Raw genomic sequence first — 23,928 nt, 5'->3', positions numbered from 1 at the left:
CAGAATGAAAAAGTGGAACCTGATTGTCCGTGTTGGACGTTGCGAAAACTGTCAGAACTGCGTTATTGCGTCCCGCGACGAGCATGTAGGCAACGACTTCCCAGGTTACGCCGCACCGGCAACCATCGGCGCCGAGAGCCCGATCCGAATCCTGCGGCGCGTGCAGGGCGGCTCGCATATGATCGAGACCACCTACCTTCCGGTGATGTGCAATCACTGCGACGACGCACCGTGCATGAAAGTGGGCGGTAGCGCCATTCGCAAGCGCGCCGACGGCATTGTCATCATCGATCCGGATAAAGCGCGGGGTCGAAAGGATATCGTGAAGGCTTGCCCGTATAACGCGATCGTCTGGAACGACGAACTGCAATTGCCGCAGATCTGGATATTCGATGCTCATCTGCTCGATCAGGGTTGGCGGCACCCGCGTTGTCAACAGTCGTGCCCGACGGAGGTATTCGAAGCAGTGCAGCTCGATGACGAATCGATGAGCGAAAGGGCGCGAAGCGAGGGGCTCAGGGTGCTGCGGCCCAACCTGGGTACGAAACCACGCGTGTGGTACAGCAGGCTCGAGCTTTGGGATACCTGTTTTATTGGAGGAAGCGTGAGTGCGCAGGTGGGCGATGTAGTCGAATGCGTCCCAGGTGCGAAAGCGGCACTGTATGCAGGCGATCGCATAGTGGCCGAAACTGTCTCCGACGTGTTCGGCGATTTCCGCTTCAGCGGCCTGGAAAAGAACAGCGGGGTCTACCGAGTCGAAGTCCGTCATGCATACGGAGAGGCATCGCGCCAGTGTGAGCTCGGGGAGAGCGTGCATCTTGGCGAGCTTGTGGTGGCGGCTCCGGATTTGGCGAGCGTGTGCTCGTGAGTTCGTCGGGCCTGGCAGCGCTCGCTTTGCGGCCGGCCCGCTTCTGCAACCAATGGGTGGGCGCTCACCCACACCTTCAGTGTACGGTGAGCGGTTTGCGCGCAAGCTCCTCGGGACGACTGGCGGGCCATTGCGAGCGGATTCTCGCCACCACCACGTCAGGCAGCCGGACGTAGTCCAGCGCGTCGACTGTTTGTCCGCCATGCGCAAATGCCCATTCGAAGAATTTCAGTGTGGCTTCGTTGCGGCCCGCCGCGTCACGCGCGGCATGAATGAGCACGTAGGTCGCGCCCATGACGGGCCACGCATCCTGACCTCGCGGGTGGGTGAGCGACTGATAGAGCGAACCGGACCAGTCGGCACTGCTTGCCGCAGCCTTGAATGTCGCGACGCCCGGTTGTATCGGGGAACCCTCTGCATTGGCGATGGCCGCATACGTCAAGCGATTCTGCTTCGTAAAATCCCATGCGACGTAACCTATAGCGCCCGGCAGGTAGCCGACGTATGTTGCGACGCCTTCATTGCCCTTTCCACCGATTCCCAGAGGCCAGCGGACCGTGGTGCCCTCACCGATCCTCCGGTTCCATTCGGGACTCACCTGTGCCAGATAGTGCGTCCAGATCAGCGTCGTGCCTGAGCCGTCCTGACGGCGCACGACGGCAATGGGCGTGTCGGGCATCCTGATGTTCGGATTCAGCCGCGCGATTGCAGGATCGTCCCAGTAGCGAATCTTGCCGAGAAAGATCTCCGCGAGCACCTGTCCTGAAAGCGTGAGCTTGCCGGCCGCAATGCCCGGAAGATTGACGACGGGAACCACGCCGCCGATCGCTGTTGGAAACTGCCTCAATCCGTTAGCCGAGAGCTGCTCGTCGGTCAGCGGCGCGTCGGAGCCTGCGAAATCGACCTCGTTGGCAAGCATCTGCCTCATGCCATCCGTAGAGCCTGTAGCGTGATAGACCACTTTGCTTCCGCCCGACGCCCGATAGTCGGTGGCCCATCGGATATAGAGGGGCGCGGCGAACGTGCTGCCGGCCCCGGTAATGTCGGCGGAGTACGCGGCTGTTGCACATGAAACGCAAAGCACGTCAGCCATGAGGGTGCGCCATGCTCTCACGAGGGCCTCCGGTGGGGTCTGATTATCGGACAGCAGTGGGCAAACGTCGGCAGTGCCAATCGTTTTGGCGAATGCAAATCGTCACCGCGATTGCGGCAGCAGTTGAATCTCTACGCGCGGGTCTGCCGTTTGCTCCGCCATGCCGCATGACGCCAATTACACGACGCTCGCACGGCGAATTCCAATTGAATCGTGCTATCAATGCGCGGAATTCGCGAACCGCGAAGCGACAGGCAGCGACTGTAAACTTCGCCGCGCATCGACCGCAACACCGTGCATATCAAGCGACCGATGCAATGCGGTGCGCCCGTCAGGTCTTGTTTGCGAGGCAACTCAGGACTTCGCGGGGCGGCCTGTTTTTACCTGCTCGACGGCCGAGACTGCGGCCAGCAACCGCTTCTGCGCTGCCGACTCCAGCATCAGCAGGCCCGCGCGCAGCAACTCGCTTTTTTTGACAGAGACACCTGCTGCCAGGCACTTCTGTTTGAGCGCCGCGATTTTCTCGTAGTCCGACTTGGGCATCGTGAAGCTGTCGCGTACAACTTTTTCCTTTTTCGGGCGTCTGGATTTCGCACTTTCCGCAGCCTTGATGGGCTCTGCCTCAACTTTGACCCGTGCCGCTTTGGTCCCGGCCGCAGCCTTCAACGCCTTGTTTGCCGCCACTTTTTCCTTGGGCGAATCCGCGTTCGGTCCTGCGAGCTGCGGTTCGTCTGCGGTGCCGTGCGCGCGTTCATCCGCCTTGGGAAAATGAAATGCCTTGCTGTCTGCTTTTTTTGTGGTTGCCCGGGACATTGCCGATCTCGTTGTTGTATACGGTATAAACAGTATATACCGTTTTTTGCGAACGCAGATGGCGGACGCCTGCGGGATCTGCGGCACGCTCCTTCCGACGGCAGCTCAATGCAAAAAACTCCGGGCGCATCCGGCTTGCATGAGTAGTTTGAAAAGCGCTCCACGGCATCCTTCACGAAGCGCTTTGCATTTCATGCCCGCAAAGGCCTTAACCCCGCGCGCACTTCATGCGCGAAGATCATCGGTTGTTCCCACGCAGCGAAGTGCCCGCCCGTTTCGGGCTTGTTGAAGTAGATGAGATCGTGATAGGCCTTTTCCGTCCAGCTCCTCGGCGCCTGGTAATTTTCCCCCGGAAACGCGCTGACAGCCGCAGGCACATTCACGTCGGCCGCGAGAAAGAAGTTCGCGTGCGATTCCCAGTAGAAGCGAGCGGCCGAGATACCTGTATTGGTGAGCCAATAGAGCGTAATGTCGTCGAGTACGTCGTCGCGCGTTAGCGCGCCTGAGGAATGACCGTTGACGGGATGGCCGAGCACGGCCGCGCTCAACGCCGCAGCGGGCTGGCCATAGCCGTCTCCGTGATCGAGCAGCCAGGACGCCAGCGCAACCGGCGAGTCAGCGAGTCCATACAGCGTCTGGGGGCGTGTGCCCATTTCGGTAGCGTAGCCGCGCTTCTTCTTGAAGTTGGCGCTCAACTGTTCATAGGCGTGTCGCTCCTCGTCCGATAATCCGGCAGGCATCGCGTTGCCAGCGGTCAGCGACTTCAGGATTTCTGCGGGAACGGAGGCCGGGAAGTTCACGTGGATGCCCATCAGTTCCGGCGGCGCCTGCCTGGCCATGATGTTCGTCACGATGCCGCCAAGGTCGCCGCCCTGCGATGCAAAGCGCTCATAGCCCAGCCGTTTCATCAACGTGACCCACGCGCGCGCAGTGCGCTCCGGACCCCAGCCGGTTGTAGCGGGCCTTGCGGAAAAACCATACCCAGGCAGTGACGGAATCACGAGGTGAAAGGCATCCGAAGCCGTCGCGCCATACGCGACAGGATTGACGAGCGGATCGATGATCTTGAACTGTTCGATCACCGAGCCCGGCCAGCCGTGCGTCACGATCAACGGCATCGCGTTGTCATGCCTGGAACGGACATGGATGAAATGGATATCGAGTCCGTCGATCTCCGTAACGAACTGTGGATACGAATTCAGCCGCGCCTCGACTTTGCGCCAGTCGTAGCCCGTCGCCCAGTGTTGCGCGAGTCCCTGAAGGGTGGCGAGCTGAATGCCCTGCGATTCGTCGGGCACCGTCTCACGATCGGGCCAGCGCGTCGCCTTGATGCGGCGCCGCATCTCCGTGAGCTGCGACTCGGGAACATGAACGCGAAACGGCCGAAGCGCGGTCTTGTCCCCCGTCGCGGGGCCAGTGACGATGCCGGTCGCCGGACTTGTGTCTGCGAAGGCGAGGCGGCTTAGCGAGCCTGCGGCGAGCGCCGCGGCGGCCGCGCCGACGAAGTGCCGGCGCGAAGAGGATTCGGGCGTGTCGTTTAACATGGAATCAGTCCTGCCTTGATCAGCGTGTTGCGTTGCGTGGTAACTCGGCGGCGTGCGGGGCACGATAAGTCCGCTTTTGTGCGGCGCAGCCTTTCTGCCTGCGATGGAGGCATTTCAGCGGATAAACGTATCGCGCTTATGTCCGAAAGCAGCTTGCGCGTAAGCATGCGTATCCGTGTCTGTTGCAGATACGTTGCGATACAAAAGTAGGGTAAAGGCGGGAACGAGCAAGGAGGAGGGCAGCGAGGAGGACGTGGCGCAATCTGGCACGGCTCAGCCGCGGTGACTGCCTGCGTCGCCTTGCGCATCGGGTACTACGGCGCGCGAAAATCGCATTTGATATTCACTGGGGGACAGTCCGGTCTTGCGCTTGAACAATTGCCGGAATGTGCTGATGTCGCCATAACCGACACGTTGGCTGACCGCCTCGAGCGCAATCGGCCGCGTTTCCAGTAAGCGTTTCGCGACTTCGATGCGCAGATTCTGCAGATACGTCAACGGTGCTAGCCCGACTGCTTCCTTGAAACGGCGGTTGAGCGTGCGTTCGCTGACAGCGAGCGAGGCCGCCAGATCGCCCAGTCGGAATCCCTGCTGCAACGTAGCCTCCATCTGCTGCTGGGCTCGCGCGACGAGCGTATCGGTATGGCCATGTTCGCCGAGAAGCGTTGCGAAGGAAGCCTGCGAAGTCCGGTTCATGTCGATCAATAGCGCCTTCGCGGTCAACGTGGCAAGTTCTCCGCCGGCGAATGTTTCGACGAGCTGCACCGCGAGATTCAGATACGACGTCACGGACCCCCCGGAGATGATGCCTTCCTGTGCGAGCAGCAGTTCCTGTGCACGGACTTCAACCCGCGGATAGCGCCGCGCGAAGTCCGCCGCGCGCGCCCAGTGCGTGGTTGCGGCGCGGCCATCCAGCAGCCCCGCCTCGGCGAGCAGGTAATTGGCCGTGCAGTACGCTGCCAGCACGGCGCCAGATTTCCGTTGACGCCTCAGTGCTGAAGACAGTTCATCGAGCTGCTCCCGGCGCCCGATGAACTCGTCGATGTTCGAGAAGAACGGTGCCGTCAGGAGAACGGCATCTGCGCGTTTGCGCGGGTCGATCTTGCCGTCGACTTCAATGATCTGCCCTGCCGCAGCTTTGACGGGATGCCCGTCGAGGGACTCCACACGCCATACGAATAACGGTGTCGAGTTGGCGCCCGGCGGCGCCTTCCGCGCGTGGAACTGATTGGCCGCGCTAAACACGTCGACAGGTCCGGCGACCCCGGAGGCGAGGATTCCGTCGTACACCCAGATTCGGACGATGGCTATTGTGTGTCTGAAATTCCACCAATAATGGCGATCCTGCCACTTTAATCCGCGCAAGTAAACCCCGATCATGAGCGCATCCCATCAACCGGAAGCAGGAGCAGCACGATGCCGACGATTGATGCCCTGTCGCGTGAAGCGCCTTGGAAGTCCATGGCCGAAGCATGCTTCATGGAGAACCTGACTGCCATCCTCAGTGATGGCATAACCGGAGCGCACACAATGAAGTTCAACGACACACACCCTGTGATGACACCCGCCGATAGTCCGCCGCTGTGGCTGGCGAGTCTGAGTGAAACCGCGACGCTCGAGGCCACCGTTCTTAAGCGTCCGATCGAGGGACGAGCCGATATTCTTTCCGTGATCAAACACGCAGTCTCGCTGTACGAATTCCAGCAGCACAGCTACAAGGGCATGATTGGCGACGGTTTGTATATGGAGTCGTATCGCTCGCAGATCGAAGGCGTGCCGATCGAGACGGTTGTTCTCGCGCATAGGGATGAGCGGGGCGCGACCGATTCCGTGGTCATTAATCACCGCCCGCTGAACGCGGTGCTGCTGTTTTCAAAACTGATGTGGGAGCGAGTCGACGAGCGCTTTCGCGATTGTTATCTGACGGGACCGGAAATAGCGGCGCTGGACAAGGTTCAGCCCGTGTCCCCGACCAAATGATGAAACACTTCCTTAATCTGGCTACGGCCTCTGTGCTGGCTGCTTCATCAGGAACCGCCATGGCGAATACAACTGCGATGCCAACTACGCCAACCACGAAGATATTGGCGATTGGCACTTTTCCACCGGGCACCGACATGCAGCTTGTGCAACGCATTCTTCCGTCGGAAGTTCGCGAAACGGCGCAGCTATACCTGGAGGGCAAGATCGATCAGTGGTACTCACTGCAAGACAGGGCGGGCGTAGCGTTTATCGTGAACGTTCCCGACGTGAATCAGGCGCATGAAATGCTTGAAGCACTTCCTTTGGGTCAAGCGCACCTGATGACGTTTTCGCTGTTCCCACTCGGCCCGCTGAAGCCCTTGAGCAAGCTTTTGAGTCCGTCCGACGGTCAATAAATGGCGGCCGGTAGAAAAGCCGCGCCAGGCGGAATCAGGCACTAGCGCACCGCTTTTGCCGCTTCGTGTGATCCAGAAACAGGTGCAACCCAATTAACGCAATTTCGTGTCCAGCGAGAGTTACCATCATGTTCCGACTTTTGACGAAAGCTTCAGTCTTTCCCCCGCTTGCTGTAGGCATGTCCGCATGCAGCATTATGCCGACGTCATCCGCGTCCGCGCCCAAGGTTGAAGTGGGCGAGGTGCGGGTCAATCCTGACATCAAACTGCGCCGTATGGTTTATCGGCCTTCGGATCCAAAGGGTGCGGTACTGTTCCTGCACGGCTTCCCGGAGACGATCTATGCGTGGAAGCCGATTGCCGAAGCCCTGTCCAGCGATTACGAAGTGCATGCGTTCGACTGGCCGGGTTACGGACAGTCCTCACGTCCAGGCACCGACCGCTTCGCCTACGCGCCGAAGGATTATGCACACGTGCTGGAAGACTATATCCGCACATCTCACCTCGACAGCTCGAACCTGGTGATCTATGCGACCGATATCGGTGCCTTACCGGCGCTGCTGGCAGCATTGAAGCAACCCAGTATTGCGAGGGAGATCGTTGTTGGCGACTTTGCTCCTTTCAATCGTCCTCAGTACATGTACGAAAGTCTCCAGGGGCTGAAGTCGAAACCTTCATCTGATGCAGTACGCGCCGCGATGAATAGCAACCGTGACGAAATTCTGGCGAACACGTTTTTCCGCGGGATGCCGGTGGGGGAGCACTATGAGTTGTCTCAGGAGTTCAGGGACGATATGGCGAAAGGGTGGGACGGTGAGATCACTTCGGCAGACGCGTTCTTCCACTACTACTCCCACTTCACTCGCGATCAGGACTACTTCGAAACCAATATGGAGAAACTGAAGGTCCCCGTGAAGGTGGTGTGGGGCGAACGTGATATTTATATCCAGAAGGAAATGGGCGTTGAATACGCGAACCGGACCGGCGCGAAGCTGTCGATTCTCCCCAAACTCGGGCATTTTCCGCACCTGCAGGCGCCCGAACAGACGGTGGACGAAGTTCGGAACGCGTTTGGCGCGGGCGGTAAGCGTATGAGTGAATAGGGCTAGTGCGCCGTGCAAACGGCGGTTTCGGCGGAAGCATGGTGGACAGGCCCGTCGTGCTACGGTCCGAGCGGATCATGAAACTCGCTCGGTTAAACTCAAGGAACGCGTGCCGCAGCGCGACGAGGTGAGCGGTCAATCGCCTGTTTAGCCGTGCAGCTCGAACACGCTGTCGATCTCCACCGGAATGCCCATGGGCAGCGTATGCACGCCGATCGCGCTGCGGGCCGGCAACAGGTCCGCGCCGAACAGATCCAGCAGTACGTCGCTCGCGCCGTTTGCAACCTTCGGGTGCTGAGTGAATGAGGCCGCAGCTCGCACGTAAACGGTCAACCGTGCACAGCGCCTGATGCGGTCGAGCCCGCACCGTTCGTGCAGGCAAGCCAGGATCATGAGCATGGTCAGCCTTGCGCAATGCTGAGCGCGCTCGATGCTCATCTCTTCGCCCACAATGCCTGTCACAGGCACGCCGTTTTCGAAAGGTCCTAGCCCGGAGACATGCGCCTCGTTGCCTATGATCGATACGGTGCGATACGAACCGAGCGGCGCGATGGGTGGGGGCAGAACCAGTCCGAGTGTCGCGAGACGGACGCTGGTCGTTTCGATCATGGAGCCTCCGTAGAAAAAGCAGCGTTGATAAGGCAAGCATGCCGTGCTTTACCGGCGCAGGGGCGCATGTCCTCTGGCCCGAGCAAGGTACCAGCAAAATGCAGGCTGTGCGTGGCTATTGCGACCGGGTCTCGCGCAGCAGCCCGAGGCGCACGAGGCTTTGAGCCGTCGCAACAATGGCCTCCTCGCGGGGGCGCGGCGACCAGCCGAGCAGGCTCATGGCTTTCTGGCCGGTGGCGTTGAGATTGCGGCCGAGCAGCGGCAGCGACCCCCGCAGCGCGGGATCCCTGAGTGCGCCGAGGCGCACGAGCCAGTTCGGCAGCACCCGCGTGGAGACACGGCGCCCGGCAGGCCCCATGCGCGCCTTGAGAAGCAGGGCGACATCGGCCAGCCACATGCTTTCGCCTGCAATGGCAATAAAGCGCTCGCCGCTGGCGGCTTCGTGGGTCATGGCTCGTACATGCAGATCGGCGAGATCGCGTACGTCGACGAAACCCGAATTGATCCGCGGATTGCCCAACTGGCCGTCCAGCATGCCCCGGATCAGGCGGATGGAGTGCGAATAGTCGGCGCCGAGGACAGGCCCGACAACCGTCACCGGGTTGATGACAGACAGTTGCAAGCCGCGTCCTTCTCGCGCGACGAAGTCCCAGGCCGCACGCTCCGACAAGGTCTTCGACTTCTGATATGGCCAGACATTCTGGCTTGTCAGGTCACTCCAGTCCGTCTCGTTGAAGGGCCGCTTCATGGGTGCGTGTCCGGCGCAGATCGCACCGAAAGCGGAGGTGAGCACCACGCGCTGCACGCGCGCGTCGCGTGCGGCGCGCAGCACGCGCAGATTGCCTTGCACGGCGGGCCTGATCCAGTCGTCTTCGCTCGTCTGCTGTCCCGTGGGCGTCGGCGACGCGCCATGCATGACGTATGCGCAGCCGGCAGTCGCTTCGTGCCAGCCTTCGTCGGAGCCGAGATCGGCCGCGACGAATGACAAGCGATCTCCGGGCTCGGCACCGCCTGTCTTCAGTTGTGCACGCACTTGCGCCTCGCGCGTGAGCGAGCGGACGGTGGTTCGTACCCGATAGCCGAGATTCAGCAGGGCGAGAATACAGTGCTGAGCGATGAATCCCGTGCCTCCGGTAACAAGAACGGTTATGTCTTTGCTAGTGCGGTTCATATCTGGATGTCCGAAACGAAGAACCGCAAGGTTAAGACCCGACCTGCGGGTTGTTAATGCTCTATAGTGCGAGTTACTTGCGTGACAGTACGATCATGAGTGGCGATCCCTTCTCCGACATCCTCAGATTCACAAAAGCCAGATCATTGGCGACAGGCGGTTTTTCAGCCGGCGGCAACTGGGCCATTCGTTTTCCAGCACCGGACAAGATCAAATTCTTTGCCGTAGTGAAAGGCGCCTGCTGGGTTGTGATCGACGGCGAAGACCCGATCCGTTTTGCAAACGGGGACGTCGGTCTGCTGACAGCAAAACGGTCTTTTGTGCTCGCAAGCGATCCACGTGTTGTGCCCGTCGACGCCATGGCGTTGTTCTCGGGCGCTGGCCGCAGCGCGGTCACAGTGGGCAACGGCGAAGACTTCGCGCAGATTGGAGGGCACGTTCTGCTGGATCCGGCAAGCGGCGGCCTGCTCTCAGACGTCCTGCCGCCATGGATCCACGTACCGGCTGCATCGCCGCACGCGGAAAACTTCCGCTGGCTGTTGCAGCAACTGGTGGAAGAGCGCGCGGCCGATCTGCCTGGCGCGCAACTCGCGTCGGCCCAACTCGCGCAGCTACTCTTCATTCAGATACTGCGCGCTCACCTGAAAACGTCCACGCCCATGACGGGATGGCTGCGTGCGTTAGGCAACCCACGCATTGCGCCCGCGCTGCGCCTCATGCACGGCGATCCCGCACGCTCATGGCATCTGGACGAGCTTGCCGCCGCGTGCGCGATGTCACGGACCACGTTCGCTTCTCACTTCAGGGCGAGCGTCGGTGTCGCGCCGTTGACCTATCTGGGACAGTGGCGCATGCGTCTTGCACAGCGCAGGTTGCGCGACGAGAACATCGCGGTCGCCGTGCTTGCCGAGTCGCTCGGGTACTCGTCTGAAAGCGCATTCAGTCACGCATTCAAGCGCATGTCGGGGCATGCGCCCACGGCATATCGTTTTATCGCGCGGGCCGCTTCAGAAGAAGGCGACAGCGAATCCCGCGGCGTTCGCACGAACGAAGCGGCTACCGGTTAGAGCCTGCTGCCGTATCCACCGGAACCTCGGTGAAATGTTCGAGCGACTCGGCATTCGCGTAGAGGCGCTCCAGCAGATCGCGCAGAAAGTCGATTTCCACCTGACTGAAGCAGTTAAGTGCTGTGACTTCGAAATGCTTCGCGAGCGGCACGATTTTGCGCGTCAGCTTCGCGCCTTCGGCGGTGAGCGATAGCTGCACGGCGCGTCCATCCGACGAACTTTTCTCGCGCAACACCAGACCCTGCGCAATGAGACGATCCACGATCCGCGACAACGCCGACATGTCGACGCAGGCACGCTCGACGAGCTCCGACAGGCGCTGATGCGGGCGGTGTCCAAGCGACGCGCATACGCGCCATTCGCTGAGCGACAGGCCATAGTCGCGCAGCACCTTTGAAAACGAACCGCCCATGCGACTGCCCGCACGCGCAACCAGGTACGGAATAGCGCGTTCCAGATCGTGCTCGATGAGCGGCGCATTCGGCTTCTTCATGTTCGTGCCATGACGTAATAGTTGAAGTGGCAAGTATATACGATCGTCCTTACGCCGGTTAGCGCTAAAACATGGCCAGTTTTCACGCCGAAAACGCATAGTAAGGCAAGAGACTCCGCGGGTAATCCCTTATTCATAGTTGAAAAATCAAATATATACTGAGCTGCAATTTAGATGATTTTTCAAGTAAATTTAATCGGGACCATGCTATGAAAGACAAGATCGCGCTGGAAGAACACTTCGCCATCGACCAGACCATCGGCGATTCACAGGTCTATGCTCGTGCGGAGGTGTGGACCACGCTGCGCGCGAATCTGCTCGATTTCGAACAGCAGCGCCTCGAGCAGATGGAGGAGTGGGGCACCGCGTACTCGATCCTGTCGCTGAATTCCCCCGCGGTGCAGGCCATTCCAGAGGCTGGCCGCGCCAACGATGTCGCACGCCGCGCCAACGACGTGCTCGCGGAACAGATCAATCGTCATCCGAAGCGCTTCGGCGGCTTCGCCGCATTGCCGATGCAGGACCCCGAGCTCGCCGCACGCGAACTGGAGCGCTGTGTGAACGAACTGGGCTTCCACGGCTTTCTGGTCAATGGTTTTTCGCAGGTTGGCGACGCGGACACCGTCGTCTATTACGACGATCCGCGCTTTGAAGAATTCTGGGCGCGCGCCGCTGCATTGAACAAGCCGTTCTACATGCATCCGCGCGATCCTTTGCTGACGCACGCGAAGGTGTTCGACGGCGCACACTGGCTGACCGGCCCCACCTGGGCGTTCGCGGCGGAAACCAGCATGCACGCGCTGCGCCTGCTGTCGAGCGGGCTCTTCGACCGTCATCCGGAGCTGCAGATGATCCTCGGCCATTTCGGCGAGGGCATTCCGTTCAACGTCTGGCGCATCGACCACATCCTGCGCAAAGGACGCCGCGGTATGCCGTGCGAACGTGACATCGGCGATTATCTGCGCGAGAACGTGTACATCACGACAAGCGGCAACTTCCGCACGCCGACCCTGCTTTCGACGATGCTCGAAGTCGGCAGCGACCGCATCATGTACTCGGTCGACTATCCGTTCGAAAAGCACGAGGACGCGGCGCGCTGGTTCGATCGCTGCGAGATCAGCGAGAACGACCGGCGCAAGATCGGCCGGGACAACGCGCGCCGTCTGTTCGGTCTTGCATGAGCACGCGCGCGCACAAGCCGGACGTGATCGACGTCGCGGCCACCATCGACGCGCAGCCGGTCGGTGCGTTCCAGAAGCGGCTCATGGTGCTGATCGCGCTGTGCGTGGTGATCGACGGATTCGACGTGCAGTCGATGGGCTTCGTCGCGCCCGCGTTGATTTCGTCGTGGCACGTGTCGCGCGCAGCAATGGGGCCCGTGTTCGGCGCGAGTCTCGTCGGCATGCTGATCGGCGCGCTGACGATGGGGCCGCTCGCCGATCGCGTCGGCCGCCGGCCGGTGCTGCTCGGCTGCACGGCATTCGTCGGTGCGATGATGATCGCCACTGCCTTCGCGGGGGCGCTCGCGCATCTGCTCGCGCTGCGTTTCGTCACCGGTTGCGGTCTCGGCGGCATCATGGGCAACGCCGTTGCGCTCGTGAGCGAGTACAGCCCGGCGCGCAAGCGCGCCACGCTGACCATGTGGGTGTCGTGCGGCTTTACGCTCGGCGCGGCGTTCGGCGGCGTCGTGTCGGCCTTATTGATTCCGCTTGCCGGCTGGCGCGCGGTGTTTGCACTGGGCGGGGTCGTGCCGCTGCTGATCGCCGCGGCCATGGCGGTCGCGCTGCCCGAGTCGATGCAGTTCCTGATTGCCCGTGGCGCGCAGGCCGAGCGTATCGGCGCGCTGTTGCAACGCGTCGCGCCTGCCGCACGCGTCGCGCTGCACACGCGCTTTGTCGCGCCCATGCGCACACATGAGGGCAGCTCCGTTGCCGCGTTATTCGCCGAGGGTCGCGCCCGCGTCACGCTGCTCGCGTGGGGCGTGAATTTCATGAACCTGCTGAACCTGTTTTTTCTTGCGAACTGGCTGCCGACTATCGCGACCGATTTCGGCTACGGCGTTGCCGATGCGGCCATCATCGGCACGACGCTGCAGGTCGGCGGCATGATCGGCACGCTGGCCATGGGGCCGCTGATCGACCGTTGGGGCTTTTTTCGCGTGCTCGTACCGGCTTATCTGATCGCGACCGTCGCTATCCTGTCCATCAGTCACGTCGCCGCCGTCTCGCTCGCGATGCTGCTGGCGATCGTCGCCGCAAGCGGTTTCGCGATCGTCGGCGGACAGCCCGCGAACAACGCGCTTTCGGCGGCGCTCTATCCGGTGACGCTGCGCGCAACCGGGGTCGGCTGGAGTCTCGGCATCGGCCGTGCCGGGTCGATTGTCGGACCGATCGTGGCGGGCGCGCTGATGCAACTGCACTGGAGCGCGCAGCAGCTGTTCTGCGCGGCGGCCATTCCAGCGCTCCTGTCTGCCCTGATGTTGTACGCCATGTCGCGCGAGCGCTGCTTCACGCCGACGCGCAAGCCTTCGACGGAAGCAGCCTGAGCGCGGATCCACCGCTCGTCTCGCCGTCGTGTTTCTTTCCTTCCCCTGGAGTATTCCGATGACGATTTCGCTGCTGGTCAACCGGCAACGGCACAGCGTGCCCGCGTCGCCTGACACGCCGCTGCTTTATGTGCTGCGCAACGACCTCGCGCTGAACGGCGCAAAGTTCGGCTGCGGACAGGCGCAATGCGGCGCGTGCACGGTGATGCTCGGCAAGACGCCGGTCCGCTCATGCGTATTTCCAGTCGGCGCGTTACACGGCCAGCCGGTCACGACCGTCGAAGGGCTCGGCTCGCCCGAGCATGTGCACCCGTTGCAGCAGGCCTTTATCGACGAGCAGGCGGCGCAGTGCGGCTACTGTTCGAGCGGCATGCTGATGGCTGCGAAGGCGTTGCTCGACGCGAACCCGCACGCAGACGAGGCGGCCGTGCGCAGCGCGCTGGCGGGCCAGAAGTGTCGTTGCGGCGCACACAACCGGATCGTGCGCGCCGTGCTGCGTGCCGCGGAGGCGATGCGTTCATGAAAACCAAGGCAATGCGATTCCCGGGCTTTTCGGCGTCGCGCCGCCGCTTCGGTCAGCAGGCGGGCGCGTTGGTGGCGCTGTTCTCGCTCGCGCCGTTTGCTTCGCGTGCGCAAACGCCTCTGCCGAGCGTGCAGAAGGTGCCCCAGCCGGTCAGCTTTCGCGAGAACCCGCGGCTCGACGGCTGGATTCGCGTAGACGAACGAGGGCACGTGACCGTCTTCACGGGCAAGGCCGAACTCGGACAGGGCATTCTGACCGCGCTGACGCAAATCGCCGCAGAACATATGGACGTCGACTTGTCGAGCGTATCGATCGTTTCCGCCGACACGTCGCGAGGCCCGAACGAGGGCTACACCTACGGCAGTCAGTCTGTCGAACAAAGCGGCGCCGCGTTGCAGGCAGCGAGCGCGCAGGCGCGCGCGGTGCTCGTCGGCACTGCCGCGCGGCAACTGGGCGTTCCCGCGGAGGGGCTCACCGTGCGCGCCGGGGTGATCTACGCGCCCGATGGCCGCACCGTACGCTACGGCGATCTCGTGCGCGGCGAAAGATCGCTGCTCGCGCGCGCCGTGACAGCCGATGCGCCCGTCAAGCGTCCCGCCGACTACCGGTTGATCGGCCATTCCATTGCGCGCATCGATCTGCCGGCAAAGTTCACAGGCGGGGCGGCGTTCGTGCAGGACATGCGCTTGCCCGGCATGCTGTTCGGCCGCGTGGTGCGGCCGCCTCGCGCGGGAGCGAATCTGATCGATGTCGATCTCGAGCGCGCGCGGTCCATGCCGGGCGTCGTCGCAGTGGTCCGCGACGGCGATTTTCTCGCGCTCGCCGCCGAGCGGGAAGAGCAGGCCATTGCCGCGCGAGCGGTGCTCGCGAACGCCGCCCGCTGGAGCGACGCGCACGCCGATCTTCCCGATGTCGACGCATTGCCGGCCGCGTTGCGCAGCTGGCGCAGCGAAGACACCGTTGCAGCGGCAACCGGTCAGGACGTGCCCGTGCCCCCGGATGTTCGCTGGATAGAGGCGGATTATTCGCGGCCTTATCTGTCGCAGGCGTCGATCGGCCCTTCGTGTGCGCTCGCCTGGCTCAACGGCGCGCACATGACCGTGTGGTCGCATACGCAGGGCGCGTACCCGCTGCGCGGCGATCTTGCGGCGGTGCTCGGCATGGCTGTCGACGCTGTCGATGTGGTACATGTGCCCGGTTCAGGTTGCTATGGCCACAACGGCGCAGACGACGTGGCACTGGACGCGGCGTTGCTCGCCCGTGCGGTTGCGGGCCGGCCCGTCAAGCTGCAGTGGATGCGCGACGACGAATTCGCGTGGGCGCCGATCAGCCCGGCCATGTCCATGCGCGTCCGGGCCGCGCTGACGCCCGAGGGCCGCATCGCCGACTGGCAGTACGACGTCTGGAGCAACACGCACGCGGCGCGTCCGGGGCAGCCCGGCGGCATCAATCTGCTCGCGGCATGGCATCTGCGAAAGCCGTTCACGCCGTCGCCGTTCCTGCGCATTCCGCAACCGTACGGTAACGGCGATCGCAACGCGGTGTCGGTCTATGCATTGCCGCGGCAGCACGTGGTCAACCATCTGCTGCTCGATTCGCCTATCCGCACGAGTTCGCTGCGCACGCTCGGCGCGTTCGGCAACATCTTCGCGATCGAATCGTTCATGGACGAACTTGCAAAGGCCGCGAACGCCGACCCGGCCGCGTTCCGCCGAGCGCATCTGAGCGATCCGCGGGCGCTCGCCGTGCTCGATGCGGCGCTTGCAAAGGCGAACTGGCGCGCGGACGAAAAGTTGCCGCCGGGGCGTGGAAGGGGTCTCGCGTATTCGCGCTACAAAAGCGTTCAGGCCTATGCGGCGGTAGTCGTTGACGTGGACGTGGAGCGCGAGAGCGGCACGGTGAAGATCACGCGTGTCACGATTGCGGCGGACCTCGGTCGCGTGATCAACCCCGACGGCGCGAAAAACCAGATTGAGGGTGGTGCGCTTCAGGCGCTCAGCTGGTCGCTCAAGGAGCGCGTGAGTTTCGACCGGCGTGAGATCACGACACGCGGCTGGGCCGACTATCCGATCTTTACGTTCGAGGACGTGCCGCCCGTCGACATTGTGTTGATCGACAGGCCGGAGATGCCCTCGCTAGGTGCGGGCGAGTTCTCGGTGGGCCCGGCCGCCGCGGCGCTCGCCAATGCGGTCGCGGCGGCGACAGGCGGCCGCGTGCGCGATCTGCCGATGACGCCGCAGCGCGTCAAGGCGGCGTTCATTGCGGCCTGAATGCGACAGCCTCGCACGAAGGCGCGGCTCATCGCCGATGGCCACGGTGCGTTTGATCGTGATTCGCCGGGTTTAAAAGCGAAGAGCCCGCTGCCGGATCAACCGGCAGCGGGCTCGGCAATCCATCAGATCGAGCGCGACACGAGGCGGCACGCGCGCATGGGTTCGATCACTCGCGCGCCTGCTTGCGCGAGCGCGGCTCGATCAGCAGCAGAAAACCGCCGACCATTGCAATGTTCTTGAAGAAGTTGTTCAGTTGCGGATTGAACTGCGTGGGATCGGCGTCCCAGAAACGATGCGCGACGAACGCGGTCATCAACGTATAAATCGCGAGGATCGCCGCGATCTCGCGCAAGCGCCAGCCGACGATGAGCGCCAGCGACCCGCCGATTTCGAGCAATATCACGGCCGGCACAATCGCTTCGGCCATCGGCAGGCCCAGTTTCGCGAAATAGCCGACCGTTGCCGGCCAGGTGAGCAGCTTGCGGATGCCGGAAATCAGGAACAGCGCCGCCATCAGCGTGCAGGCAATGCGCAGTCTGGCGGGTTGCGCAGCAAGTGGAGTCATCGTGTAGGTATCCTTATTGATGAGAAGTAAAGTGTCAGGAAAGCGCGGGCGGCGCACCGTCGAACGCACGTTGCAGCAGCGCGCGAATGGGCGCACGTTCGATCGCGCGCGGATTCCAGTACGCGTTCTGGCAAGCGAGATCGGCCGCACGGTCGAGATCGGCTTCGCGCATGCCGAGCGCAGCAAGCGACACCGGCGCGCCGAGTTCGCGCGCGAGCGCGTGGATGCCGGCGGGCGCGTCGTCGCAGCTGAGCGCGTCGGCGATACGCGTCATCGCATGCGGCGCGGCGCTCGCGTTGTATGCCAGTGCGTGTGCGAGCATGACGGTGTGCGTGGGCGCATGCGGCAGATCAAAACTGCCGCCGAGCGTATGGCAGAGCTTGTGATGCAGCGCCATGCCGACCGAGCCCAGCACCGCCCCGCACAGCCATGCGCCGTACAACGCAGCGCCGCGCGCCTCGGGGTTCGAGGGCTCACGTGCGATCGTCGGCAGACCGCGGGCAAGCGCGGCGATGCCTTCGTGCGCGAAGAGGCTCGTCACCGGATTCGCGTCGCGTGCATACAGCCCTTCGGCGGCATGCGCGATGGCGTTGATGCCGCTCGTGACGGACAGGGCAGCAGGCAGCGTCAGTGTCAGCTCGGGGTCGTAGATAACGGTTCTGGGCAGCACGCGCATGTCGGTGCCAGTGCGCTTGACGCCGTCTTCAGTGAGTCCGTAAATGGGCGTCATTTCGCTGCCCGCGTAAGTGGTCGGCACTGCGATTACCGGCAGCCCGCTCGTCAGCGCAATGGCTTTCGCAAGGCCGATTGCGGAGCCGCCGCCCGCCGCAATCAGGCAATCGGCGCGCAGTTGCGCGGCAAGCTCCTGCGCCTCGCGGGCGAGCGCGGCGGGCACGTGCATCGCGGCGCGATCGAAGAGACCCGCGCTCGTGTCCCCGAGCGCGGTGGCGAGCGATTCGCCCAGCGCGCGCTGCTCCGCGCCGCAGATGACGAGCGCCCGCCCGGCGCCGAGCAAACGCACTTCGTCGCCGATGGCCGCGCGCTTGCCCGCGCCGAATACGACACGCGCGGCGCGGCCCGTGTAGACGAATTCACTGGTGTACATGACGGGAGTCCTCGATTGCGTAGTCGACCTGGTAACGTGCGACGCGAATGTCGCCGAGCGCCGCCTTCATGCGCAGATGCGCGGGGTGCGTCGCGTAGCCCTCCAGCGCGCTCTGCGATGCGAAATCGGCCACGAGCACCGCATCGCACGCGTACTCGACGCCGCTCGTATCGAGGCCGAGCTCGATGGACAGCATGCCGGGAATCTCGCCGCGCATGGCTTCTACCGACGTCTTGACGAGCCGGCGTGCGGCGTCGCGCTCGGCGGGCGAGTCGCCGCGCAGCTTCCACATCACGACGTGGCGGATCATGCGGCGTCTCCGCGCGGGTTCAGCACGAAGCGGTACGCGAGCGTATAGAACGGTTCGTCCATGCGCGTGCCGTCGGGCGCCACACCGGCTTCGTGCCGGTCCCAGTCGACGACCAGCGACGAGCGCACGCCGAACACCGCGTCGGAGTCGAGGTAGCGATCGCCGTTGCGGAACACATGGGTGATCAGCGGTTCGTAGCCGTCGGCCTGGATCCAGAAGTGCAGATGCGCGGGCCGCCACGGATGCCGCCCGAGCGCCTCGAGCATTCTGCCCACGGGGCCGTCGTGCGGGATCGGATAGGCCTCGGCGAGGATCGAGCGGAAATGGAACGTGCCGTCGGCTGCAGTGTGCAGACGGCCGCGCGCCTGGGGCTCGATGCGGCCTTCCGTGTCTGCCTCGTGCTGGACGTCGTAAAAGCCGTCTTCATCGGACTGCCACACGTCGAGTTGCGCGCCGCCCACCGCCTCGCCGTTCATGCCGACCACGCAGCCGCTGACGAAGCAGGGCGCGCCGGCCGCGCCGTTCGCAATGTCGTCGCCGAGCGCGTATTCGGGAGCGTCGGGCACGAAGAACGGGCCGAGGACGGTGGCTTCGGTGCACGCAGCCGGCTTGCGGTGATTCTGGGTCGTCACGAGCATGGACAGCCCCAGCGTGTCGGACAGCAGCACGAATTCCTGCCGGCGATCGTCGGTGATATGACCGACCTCGGTGAGGAAACGGACTGCGCGGAACCACTCGTCCTCGGTGAGCTTCACGTCGCGCGCGAATGCATGCAGGTGCTGCACGAGGCTCGTCATGACGGTGCGCAGGCGCTCGTCGCTGCAGTGCGACATGGACGCAAGCACGGCCTGGGTGATGGTGTCTTCGTTGATGTTGCGCATCGGTCTCCTCCGCAAATGTCCCGGTACTGTAATCGTGCCGCGCGTGGAAAAATATGATCGTCGCGGAAAACATTCTTCCGCCTGGTGGAAGAAACGGCGGTCGAATTCGAGGGTCAATCATGGATCGCTTTACACAAATGGAATTCTTCGTGTTGACGGCCGACCTCGGCAGCCTCACGCGCGCGGCCGAGCGCCTCGGCCTTTCCAACGCGGCGGCGAGCCGCATGCTGAGCGCGCTCGAAGACCGGCTCGGCGTGCGGCTCGTGGAGCGCACCACGCGGCGGCTGTGGCTCACGGATGCCGGCCGCGAGTATCACCGCCGGTGCAGCGCGCTGATTGCCGAGGCAGCCGAGGCCGATGCCGCCGCTGGCGAACTGAGCGCCCGGCCACGCGGCGTGTTGCGGGTTACGTGCTCGGTGTCGTTTGCATTGCTGCATATCGCGCCGTGGCTGCCGCGGTTTCGCGAGCGCAATCCGGAATTGCGCGTGCATATCGAAGCGGCCAACCGCTATCCGAACTTTATCGAGGCGGGCATCGACGTCGCGGTGCGCACGCGCGAGCACGAAAGCGATTCGGGAATCATGGTGCAGAAGCTTGCGCAGACGCGCCGCGTGTTCGCGGCGTCGCCTGCGTATCTGGCGCGTCGCGGTTGGCCCGACACGCCCGAAGCGCTGGCGTCGCACGATCTTCTCGTCTACGCACTCGCGGCCGATCCGTATCTGCTGCACCTGCGCAAGGGTGACGAAGTGCGCGAGGTACGCATCGCGCCGGTGCTCGAATCGAACGAAGGGCAGGTGATTTGCGCGGCGGCTCGCGCAGGCATGGGTATTCTGATCCAGCCGCTTTATATCGTCCGCGACGACATCGTGGCAGGGCGGCTCGTGCCGGTGCTCGAGGACTGGCAGTTGCCGCCGCTCATCATCAACCTCGCGTATCAGAGCCGGCGGCATCAGCCGGCCAAGATACGCGTATTCGCCGAGGCGCTGCGCGAACATATGAAGTCCTCCGACCTGCAGACTTCATGGAACGTGCGCGGCGGCTAAGGGCCACGTTCTCGCGTGGCGGATGACGCTTCGTCACTCGCGGCTCGGATGTTGGTGCACGAAAGCGAGCAAGGTCTGGCGAAAGTGCGAAGCCGCCGGGTTCTCCAGGTCATGGCGGGTGACGAGGTGCAGCGGTGCGTGAAAGGCACGGTCGCCCGCCACGCGGCAGTAGCGCACGCTTTCCTGGTGGTAGCGATGCATCGACGCGGGAACGAGCGAGATGCCGCCGCCCGCTGCCACGAGATTGATGGCCGTGACCATGCGCGGCACTTCCTCCACCACATGCGGCTCGAACCCCTTTGACCGGCAGGCGCGAATAAAGTCCGCATACATGCCGGGCGCGCCGGGCCGGCGCACGAAGATGAACGACTCGTCGGCAAGTTTTTCGAGCGCGACTGCGCGGCTGCTGATAAGCCGATGTCCGACGGGCAGTACCAGCAACATCCTTTCTTCCGCGAGTAACTCGAACCGCAGACCCTCGGGCGCATGAACGGGTTTTCGCAGGATCGCCGCGTCAGCACGGTCCTCCACCATCATTTCGATGATGTCGGCGGCGTTGACCTCCGTCATCTCGATCGCCACCTCCGGGTATAACTCGCGGAAATTGCGGATCGCGGTCGGCGTGAGAGGATGAAATGCAGCGGAACTCGTGAGCGCCACGCGCACGGTGCCGATGTGCCCTTGCGCCACGCGGCGCGCCTGAATGACCGCATTGTCCAGTTCGAACAGCACTGAGCGGGCGCGCGCCGCGAACGTTTCACCCGGCGCGGTCAATACGACGCCGCGCGGTTGCCGCACGAACAGCGCGAAGCCGAGTTCCTGTTCGAGCTCCTGAATCTGCTGCGAGAGCGGCGGTTGCTGAATGTGCAGCCGGCTGGCGGCGCGGGTGAACTGGCCTTCTTCGGCGACTGCCAGGAAGTAGCGCAAATGTCTCAGTTCCATGGGTAGCCTGCTATATGTGCTGGATATGGCAACCGCGCCTCACATGTATTTTACATTGGTGAGTTCCCGCACGTACTCTCTGTTCGCAGGCAGCCGAAAACAAGGAGACACATGCAAACCGTTCTGCAAGCCGTCACACCCGCGGTCGGCGCGCCGGCGCTAAGCCGATCACAGATGCGCCGCGCGGTGCTTGCTTCAGTGATCGGCAATGGCCTCGAGTGGTTCGACTTTCTGATCTACGGGTATTTCGCCAAGGTCATCGCGCAGGTGTTCTTTCCCGTGGGCAACAGCTTCGTGTCGATCACGCTGACGCTCGCCACCTTTGCCATCGGCTTTCTCGTGCGGCCGCTCGGCGGCGTGGTGATCGGCGCGTGCGCGGACCGTTACGGGCGGCGCAAGACCCTGTCGCTGCTGATTCTTTTGATGGCGCTGAGCACGCTGATGATGGGCCTGACACCCGGCTATGCCACGATCGGGGTTGCGGCGCCGCTCATCGTGATTGTCGGGCGCATTCTGCAAGGGCTCTCGGTGGGCGGAGAATTTGCGACCGCCGCGGCGATGCTGACGGAGTATGCGCCGCCTCGGCGCAAGATGTTCTTCGGCAGTTTTCAGATGACCTCGCAGGCCGTCGCGCTCCTGCTCTCGTCGCTCTGCTCGTTTGTCCTTACCACGCGGCTCACGCACGAATCGCTCGTGTCGTGGGGCTGGCGCGTGCCGTTCCTGCTCGGCGCGCTCGTCGGCCCGGTGGGTTTCTACATCCGGCACAAAGTCGGCGAATCGCCCGAGTTTCTTCAGTTGCGCGAGCGGCTCGGCCATGCACCGCGCCAGTCGCTTCGCACCTTCGTCCGTGAACGCGGCGATGCGGCGCTCTGCGCGATGGGCGTCATCATCGTTGGGGCCGCAACGAACTACCTGTGGCATTCGTACATGCCGCTTTATGTCGAGCACCAGCTGCATTTGCCGCTGAAAAATGCGCTGTTCGGCACAGCCATATCCGGCCTGATCGGTATTGTCGGCTATCCGCTGGCGGGACGCCTCGCCGACCGTTTCGGCGCATATCGACTGTTTTTTCCCGTCACGATAGGGTGGATAGGTGCCGCTTACCCACTCTTTGCCTGGGTGCTCGCGGCACCGTCCGCGGAACGTGTGTTTGCTGCGCAGATGGTCGCGACTGTCGTGCTGAGCCTGATGTCCGGCGCGCATCCCGGCATGCTCACCCAACTCTTTCCCACCGCGACGCGCTCGACGGGCGTTGCGCTGTCGTACAACGTGGCGGTGACGCTGTTCGGCGGTCTTGCACCGCTCACGGTTTCGACGCTGATCGACGTCACCGGCTCGCGGTTGGTCCCGGCGTGGTATCTGATCTGTGCAGGCGTGGTTTCGCTGCTGCTGGTTGGACTGACGGCCTCGGGGCGGCGCCTCTACCGCAAGCCCGATCTCTGGCTGGCCGACGGTCAATGAGCGCCGCAATGAATCTCGTGACGGATAGCGACGCACGGCCGCGCAACGAAGTGCCCGTGCAGGTGGTCGCCGGGGAACGGTTGGTCGTAAGCAAGGCGGGCGGCGAGGCGGCCGTGCCGCTTTTCAGGGGCGGCAGCGCGCGGCCTGCCGAAGCGACGCAAGTGGTGGTGATGCTGCACGGCAGACTCCGCGATGCCGATGCCTATCTTCGATCCACGGAGCGTGCGCTGGCGTCGTCGAGTGTGGATGCGGACAGCGTGATCCTCGCCGTACCGCAGTTTCTCGCGACGGCCGACGTCGAGCACCATGCGTTGCCGGGCGGCTATCTGCACTGGGAGTGGACCTCCTGGATGGGTGGCCTCGATGCCCTGGGTCCGTTGCCGCTTAGCTCGTTCGACGTACTGGATGCACTGATCGAACATTTCGTGCGCGACGGCGGTTACCCGAACGTGCGGGAGATCGTCATTGCGGGGCATTCCGGCGGCGCGCAGGTCGCGCATCGGCACGCAATACTGAGCGACGTCGCCGTGCGTTGCAGGGCGGCCGGTGTGAACGTGCGTTATGTCATTGCGAATCCGTCGTCGTATGTGTACTTCGACGCGTGGCGACCGTACTGTGCAAATGGATCGAGCGCAGACGCTCGCGCTGCCTGCGCCGGCTTCAACGCATGGAAGTACGGCACGCAAGGGCTGCCGCGCTATGCAGAGGTTCTCGATGCGCAACGGCTCGAACACCGTTATGTGGATCGCGATGTGACCTATCTGCTCGGCACGCACGACAACGATCCCGCGCATCCGGCTCTCGACCGCTCATGCGAGGCGATGCTGCAGGGCCCGCATCGACTCGCAAGAGGCCGCGCCTATTACGCCTATTTGCGTAGGCGGCATCCGCAACTGCGTCATCAACTCTACGAAGTAGCGGGCGCGGCGCACAGCGGTGACGCGATGTTCGTGTCGCAGCCAGGTGTCGAGGCGTTGTTCGGCACGGCCGCGCGGCTGGTCGATACCGGCGTCGTGCACGAGGGCCGCGCGCTCGAATAGCAGCACGGCCGCTTGCAAACAGCAGCAACACAGCAGCAACACAGCAGCAACACAGCAGCAACACAACAGCAACACAACAGCAACACAACAGCAACACAACA

Annotated in this window: 24 protein-coding genes; 12 read left to right on the top strand and 12 right to left on the bottom strand. The window is 63.2% G+C overall.

What is annotated here, in order from left to right; translation table 11 throughout:
* The first annotated feature begins 4 nt into the window (after positions 1-4).
* Positions 5-868 carry a 4Fe-4S dicluster domain-containing protein gene (locus ACEN8U_RS09075; protein ID WP_310112005.1) on the top strand — a complete coding sequence of 288 codons (864 nt, stop codon included), beginning with the start codon at positions 5-7 and terminating at the stop codon, positions 866-868.
* Positions 869-944: 76 nt separating this feature from the next.
* Here the strand turns inward: ACEN8U_RS09075 and pstS are convergent, their stop codons facing one another.
* The 4 genes from pstS to ACEN8U_RS09055 all read right to left on the bottom strand — a co-directional run bounded on the left by pstS (position 945) and on the right by ACEN8U_RS09055 (position 5,608).
* The gene (gene pstS / locus ACEN8U_RS09070; RefSeq protein WP_310112003.1) at positions 945-1,961 is read right to left on the bottom strand and encodes a phosphate ABC transporter substrate-binding protein PstS; all 1,017 of its coding nucleotides are present in this window, start codon (positions 1,959-1,961) and stop codon (positions 945-947) included.
* Positions 1,962-2,315: 354 nt separating this feature from the next.
* Entirely contained in the window at positions 2,316-2,774 is a 459-nt protein-coding gene (locus ACEN8U_RS09065) for a hypothetical protein (protein WP_310112001.1), read from the bottom strand.
* Positions 2,775-2,965: 191 nt separating this feature from the next.
* The gene (locus ACEN8U_RS09060) at positions 2,966-4,318 is read right to left on the bottom strand and encodes an epoxide hydrolase (protein ID WP_310111997.1); all 1,353 of its coding nucleotides are present in this window, start codon (positions 4,316-4,318) and stop codon (positions 2,966-2,968) included.
* 273 nt (positions 4,319-4,591) lie between these two features.
* On the bottom strand, positions 4,592-5,608 hold the full coding sequence (locus ACEN8U_RS09055) for a GlxA family transcriptional regulator (protein WP_374725955.1): 1,017 nt from the start codon (positions 5,606-5,608) through the stop codon (positions 4,592-4,594).
* 126 nt (positions 5,609-5,734) lie between these two features.
* Here ACEN8U_RS09055 and ACEN8U_RS09050 point away from each other — a divergent pair, with 126 nt between their 5' ends.
* The 3 genes from ACEN8U_RS09050 (at position 5,735) to ACEN8U_RS09040 (ending at position 7,799) form a co-directional block, all read left to right on the top strand.
* Positions 5,735-6,298: a hypothetical protein gene (locus ACEN8U_RS09050; RefSeq protein ID WP_310111994.1), complete on the top strand. Its 564-nt coding sequence runs from the start codon at positions 5,735-5,737 to the stop codon at positions 6,296-6,298.
* 59 nt (positions 6,299-6,357) lie between these two features.
* Positions 6,358-6,696 carry a muconolactone Delta-isomerase family protein gene (locus tag ACEN8U_RS09045; protein WP_310111992.1) on the top strand — a complete coding sequence of 113 codons (339 nt, stop codon included), beginning with the start codon at positions 6,358-6,360 and terminating at the stop codon, positions 6,694-6,696.
* Between the two features lie 197 nt (positions 6,697-6,893).
* Positions 6,894-7,799 (top strand): alpha/beta fold hydrolase, encoded by a 906-nt coding sequence (locus tag ACEN8U_RS09040; protein ID WP_413656940.1) that lies wholly within the window; start codon positions 6,894-6,896, stop codon positions 7,797-7,799.
* A 147-nt stretch (positions 7,800-7,946) separates the two neighbouring features.
* Here ACEN8U_RS09040 and ACEN8U_RS09035 read toward each other — a convergent pair whose 3' ends face one another.
* Both ACEN8U_RS09035 and ACEN8U_RS09030 read right to left on the bottom strand, forming a co-directional pair.
* Positions 7,947-8,408, bottom strand: a complete 462-nt coding sequence (locus ACEN8U_RS09035) for a RidA family protein (protein WP_310111987.1) — start codon at positions 8,406-8,408, stop codon at positions 7,947-7,949.
* Between the two features lie 115 nt (positions 8,409-8,523).
* Positions 8,524-9,579 (bottom strand): aldehyde reductase, encoded by a 1,056-nt coding sequence (locus ACEN8U_RS09030; RefSeq protein ID WP_310111984.1) that lies wholly within the window; start codon positions 9,577-9,579, stop codon positions 8,524-8,526.
* Positions 9,580-9,635: 56 nt separating this feature from the next.
* Here ACEN8U_RS09030 and ACEN8U_RS09025 point away from each other — a divergent pair, with 56 nt between their 5' ends.
* The gene (locus tag ACEN8U_RS09025; RefSeq protein ID WP_310111982.1) at positions 9,636-10,646 is read left to right on the top strand and encodes an AraC family transcriptional regulator; all 1,011 of its coding nucleotides are present in this window, start codon (positions 9,636-9,638) and stop codon (positions 10,644-10,646) included.
* On the opposite strand, the gene ACEN8U_RS09020 is transcribed toward ACEN8U_RS09025, so the two are convergent.
* The gene (locus tag ACEN8U_RS09020) at positions 10,636-11,139 is read right to left on the bottom strand and encodes a MarR family transcriptional regulator (RefSeq protein ID WP_310111979.1); all 504 of its coding nucleotides are present in this window, start codon (positions 11,137-11,139) and stop codon (positions 10,636-10,638) included. The two genes, ACEN8U_RS09025 and ACEN8U_RS09020, sit on opposite strands and share 11 nt — an antisense overlap.
* A 209-nt stretch (positions 11,140-11,348) precedes the next feature.
* Here ACEN8U_RS09020 and ACEN8U_RS09015 point away from each other — a divergent pair, with 209 nt between their 5' ends.
* The 4 genes from ACEN8U_RS09015 to ACEN8U_RS09000 are packed head-to-tail and all read left to right on the top strand — an operon-like array spanning position 11,349 to position 16,477.
* The gene (locus tag ACEN8U_RS09015) at positions 11,349-12,320 is read left to right on the top strand and encodes an amidohydrolase family protein (protein WP_310111975.1); all 972 of its coding nucleotides are present in this window, start codon (positions 11,349-11,351) and stop codon (positions 12,318-12,320) included.
* A complete protein-coding gene (locus ACEN8U_RS09010) occupies positions 12,317-13,684 on the top strand; it encodes an MFS transporter (RefSeq protein ID WP_310111972.1) in 1,368 nt (455 codons plus the stop codon). Before ACEN8U_RS09015 ends, ACEN8U_RS09010 begins: the two co-directional genes overlap by 4 nt.
* A gap of 58 nt (positions 13,685-13,742) precedes the next feature.
* On the top strand, positions 13,743-14,207 hold the full coding sequence (locus tag ACEN8U_RS09005; RefSeq protein WP_310111969.1) for a (2Fe-2S)-binding protein: 465 nt from the start codon (positions 13,743-13,745) through the stop codon (positions 14,205-14,207).
* Entirely contained in the window at positions 14,204-16,477 is a 2,274-nt protein-coding gene (locus tag ACEN8U_RS09000; protein WP_310111967.1) for a molybdopterin cofactor-binding domain-containing protein, read from the top strand. Before ACEN8U_RS09005 ends, ACEN8U_RS09000 begins: the two co-directional genes overlap by 4 nt.
* A 169-nt stretch (positions 16,478-16,646) precedes the next feature.
* Here ACEN8U_RS09000 and ACEN8U_RS08995 read toward each other — a convergent pair whose 3' ends face one another.
* Genes ACEN8U_RS08995 through ACEN8U_RS08980 form a run of 4 tightly spaced genes read right to left on the bottom strand, consistent with a single transcriptional unit; the run spans position 16,647 to position 19,341 of the window.
* Positions 16,647-17,045 (bottom strand): DoxX family protein, encoded by a 399-nt coding sequence (locus ACEN8U_RS08995; protein WP_310111964.1) that lies wholly within the window; start codon positions 17,043-17,045, stop codon positions 16,647-16,649.
* A 34-nt stretch (positions 17,046-17,079) separates the two neighbouring features.
* Entirely contained in the window at positions 17,080-18,150 is a 1,071-nt protein-coding gene (locus ACEN8U_RS08990; RefSeq protein ID WP_310111961.1) for a maleylacetate reductase, read from the bottom strand.
* Entirely contained in the window at positions 18,137-18,460 is a 324-nt protein-coding gene (locus ACEN8U_RS08985) for a Dabb family protein (protein WP_310111958.1), read from the bottom strand. Before ACEN8U_RS08985 ends, ACEN8U_RS08990 begins: the two co-directional genes overlap by 14 nt.
* A complete protein-coding gene (locus tag ACEN8U_RS08980; RefSeq protein ID WP_310111955.1) occupies positions 18,457-19,341 on the bottom strand; it encodes an intradiol ring-cleavage dioxygenase in 885 nt (294 codons plus the stop codon). Before ACEN8U_RS08980 ends, ACEN8U_RS08985 begins: the two co-directional genes overlap by 4 nt.
* 119 nt (positions 19,342-19,460) lie before the next feature.
* On the opposite strand from ACEN8U_RS08980, the gene ACEN8U_RS08975 reads away from it, so the two are divergent.
* A complete protein-coding gene (locus ACEN8U_RS08975) occupies positions 19,461-20,384 on the top strand; it encodes a LysR family transcriptional regulator (protein WP_310111952.1) in 924 nt (307 codons plus the stop codon).
* Between the two features lie 33 nt (positions 20,385-20,417).
* On the opposite strand, the gene ACEN8U_RS08970 is transcribed toward ACEN8U_RS08975, so the two are convergent.
* Positions 20,418-21,326, bottom strand: a complete 909-nt coding sequence (locus ACEN8U_RS08970; protein ID WP_310111949.1) for a LysR family transcriptional regulator — start codon at positions 21,324-21,326, stop codon at positions 20,418-20,420.
* 111 nt (positions 21,327-21,437) lie between these two features.
* Here ACEN8U_RS08970 and ACEN8U_RS08965 point away from each other — a divergent pair, with 111 nt between their 5' ends.
* Positions 21,438-22,787, top strand: a complete 1,350-nt coding sequence (locus ACEN8U_RS08965) for an MFS transporter (RefSeq protein ID WP_310111946.1) — start codon at positions 21,438-21,440, stop codon at positions 22,785-22,787.
* A complete protein-coding gene (locus tag ACEN8U_RS08960) occupies positions 22,784-23,827 on the top strand; it encodes a hypothetical protein (protein ID WP_310111944.1) in 1,044 nt (347 codons plus the stop codon). Before ACEN8U_RS08965 ends, ACEN8U_RS08960 begins: the two co-directional genes overlap by 4 nt.
* Positions 23,828-23,928 lie beyond the last annotated feature (101 nt).

Origin of the sequence: Paraburkholderia phenoliruptrix, from assembly GCF_047325075.1 — a bacterium.
Lineage (GTDB): Bacteria > Pseudomonadota > Gammaproteobacteria > Burkholderiales > Burkholderiaceae > Paraburkholderia > Paraburkholderia phenoliruptrix.
The sequence above is the reverse complement of the archived record's forward strand: the minus strand, read 5'-3'. Positions and strand labels throughout refer to the sequence as shown.

Coding starts and splice junctions, on each gene's coding strand:
- ACEN8U_RS09075 (WP_310112005.1), top strand. CDS start 5: ATGAAAAAGTGGAACCTGATTGTCCGTGTTGGACGTTGCGAAAACTGT.
- pstS (WP_310112003.1), bottom strand. CDS start 1,961: ATGGCTGACGTGCTTTGCGTTTCATGTGCAACAGCCGCGTACTCCGCC.
- ACEN8U_RS09065 (WP_310112001.1), bottom strand. CDS start 2,774: ATGTCCCGGGCAACCACAAAAAAAGCAGACAGCAAGGCATTTCATTTT.
- ACEN8U_RS09060 (WP_310111997.1), bottom strand. CDS start 4,318: ATGTTAAACGACACGCCCGAATCCTCTTCGCGCCGGCACTTCGTCGGC.
- ACEN8U_RS09050 (WP_310111994.1), top strand. CDS start 5,735: ATGCCGACGATTGATGCCCTGTCGCGTGAAGCGCCTTGGAAGTCCATG.
- ACEN8U_RS09045 (WP_310111992.1), top strand. CDS start 6,358: ATGGCGAATACAACTGCGATGCCAACTACGCCAACCACGAAGATATTG.
- ACEN8U_RS09040 (WP_413656940.1), top strand. CDS start 6,894: ATGCCGACGTCATCCGCGTCCGCGCCCAAGGTTGAAGTGGGCGAGGTG.
- ACEN8U_RS09035 (WP_310111987.1), bottom strand. CDS start 8,408: ATGATCGAAACGACCAGCGTCCGTCTCGCGACACTCGGACTGGTTCTG.
- ACEN8U_RS09030 (WP_310111984.1), bottom strand. CDS start 9,579: ATGAACCGCACTAGCAAAGACATAACCGTTCTTGTTACCGGAGGCACG.
- ACEN8U_RS09025 (WP_310111982.1), top strand. CDS start 9,636: ATGCTCTATAGTGCGAGTTACTTGCGTGACAGTACGATCATGAGTGGC.
- ACEN8U_RS09020 (WP_310111979.1), bottom strand. CDS start 11,139: ATGAAGAAGCCGAATGCGCCGCTCATCGAGCACGATCTGGAACGCGCT.
- ACEN8U_RS09015 (WP_310111975.1), top strand. CDS start 11,349: ATGAAAGACAAGATCGCGCTGGAAGAACACTTCGCCATCGACCAGACC.
- ACEN8U_RS09010 (WP_310111972.1), top strand. CDS start 12,317: ATGAGCACGCGCGCGCACAAGCCGGACGTGATCGACGTCGCGGCCACC.
- ACEN8U_RS09005 (WP_310111969.1), top strand. CDS start 13,743: ATGACGATTTCGCTGCTGGTCAACCGGCAACGGCACAGCGTGCCCGCG.
- ACEN8U_RS09000 (WP_310111967.1), top strand. CDS start 14,204: ATGAAAACCAAGGCAATGCGATTCCCGGGCTTTTCGGCGTCGCGCCGC.
- ACEN8U_RS08995 (WP_310111964.1), bottom strand. CDS start 17,045: ATGACTCCACTTGCTGCGCAACCCGCCAGACTGCGCATTGCCTGCACG.
- ACEN8U_RS08990 (WP_310111961.1), bottom strand. CDS start 18,150: ATGTACACCAGTGAATTCGTCTACACGGGCCGCGCCGCGCGTGTCGTA.
- ACEN8U_RS08985 (WP_310111958.1), bottom strand. CDS start 18,460: ATGATCCGCCACGTCGTGATGTGGAAGCTGCGCGGCGACTCGCCCGCC.
- ACEN8U_RS08980 (WP_310111955.1), bottom strand. CDS start 19,341: ATGCGCAACATCAACGAAGACACCATCACCCAGGCCGTGCTTGCGTCC.
- ACEN8U_RS08975 (WP_310111952.1), top strand. CDS start 19,461: ATGGATCGCTTTACACAAATGGAATTCTTCGTGTTGACGGCCGACCTC.
- ACEN8U_RS08970 (WP_310111949.1), bottom strand. CDS start 21,326: ATGGAACTGAGACATTTGCGCTACTTCCTGGCAGTCGCCGAAGAAGGC.
- ACEN8U_RS08965 (WP_310111946.1), top strand. CDS start 21,438: ATGCAAACCGTTCTGCAAGCCGTCACACCCGCGGTCGGCGCGCCGGCG.
- ACEN8U_RS08960 (WP_310111944.1), top strand. CDS start 22,784: ATGAGCGCCGCAATGAATCTCGTGACGGATAGCGACGCACGGCCGCGC.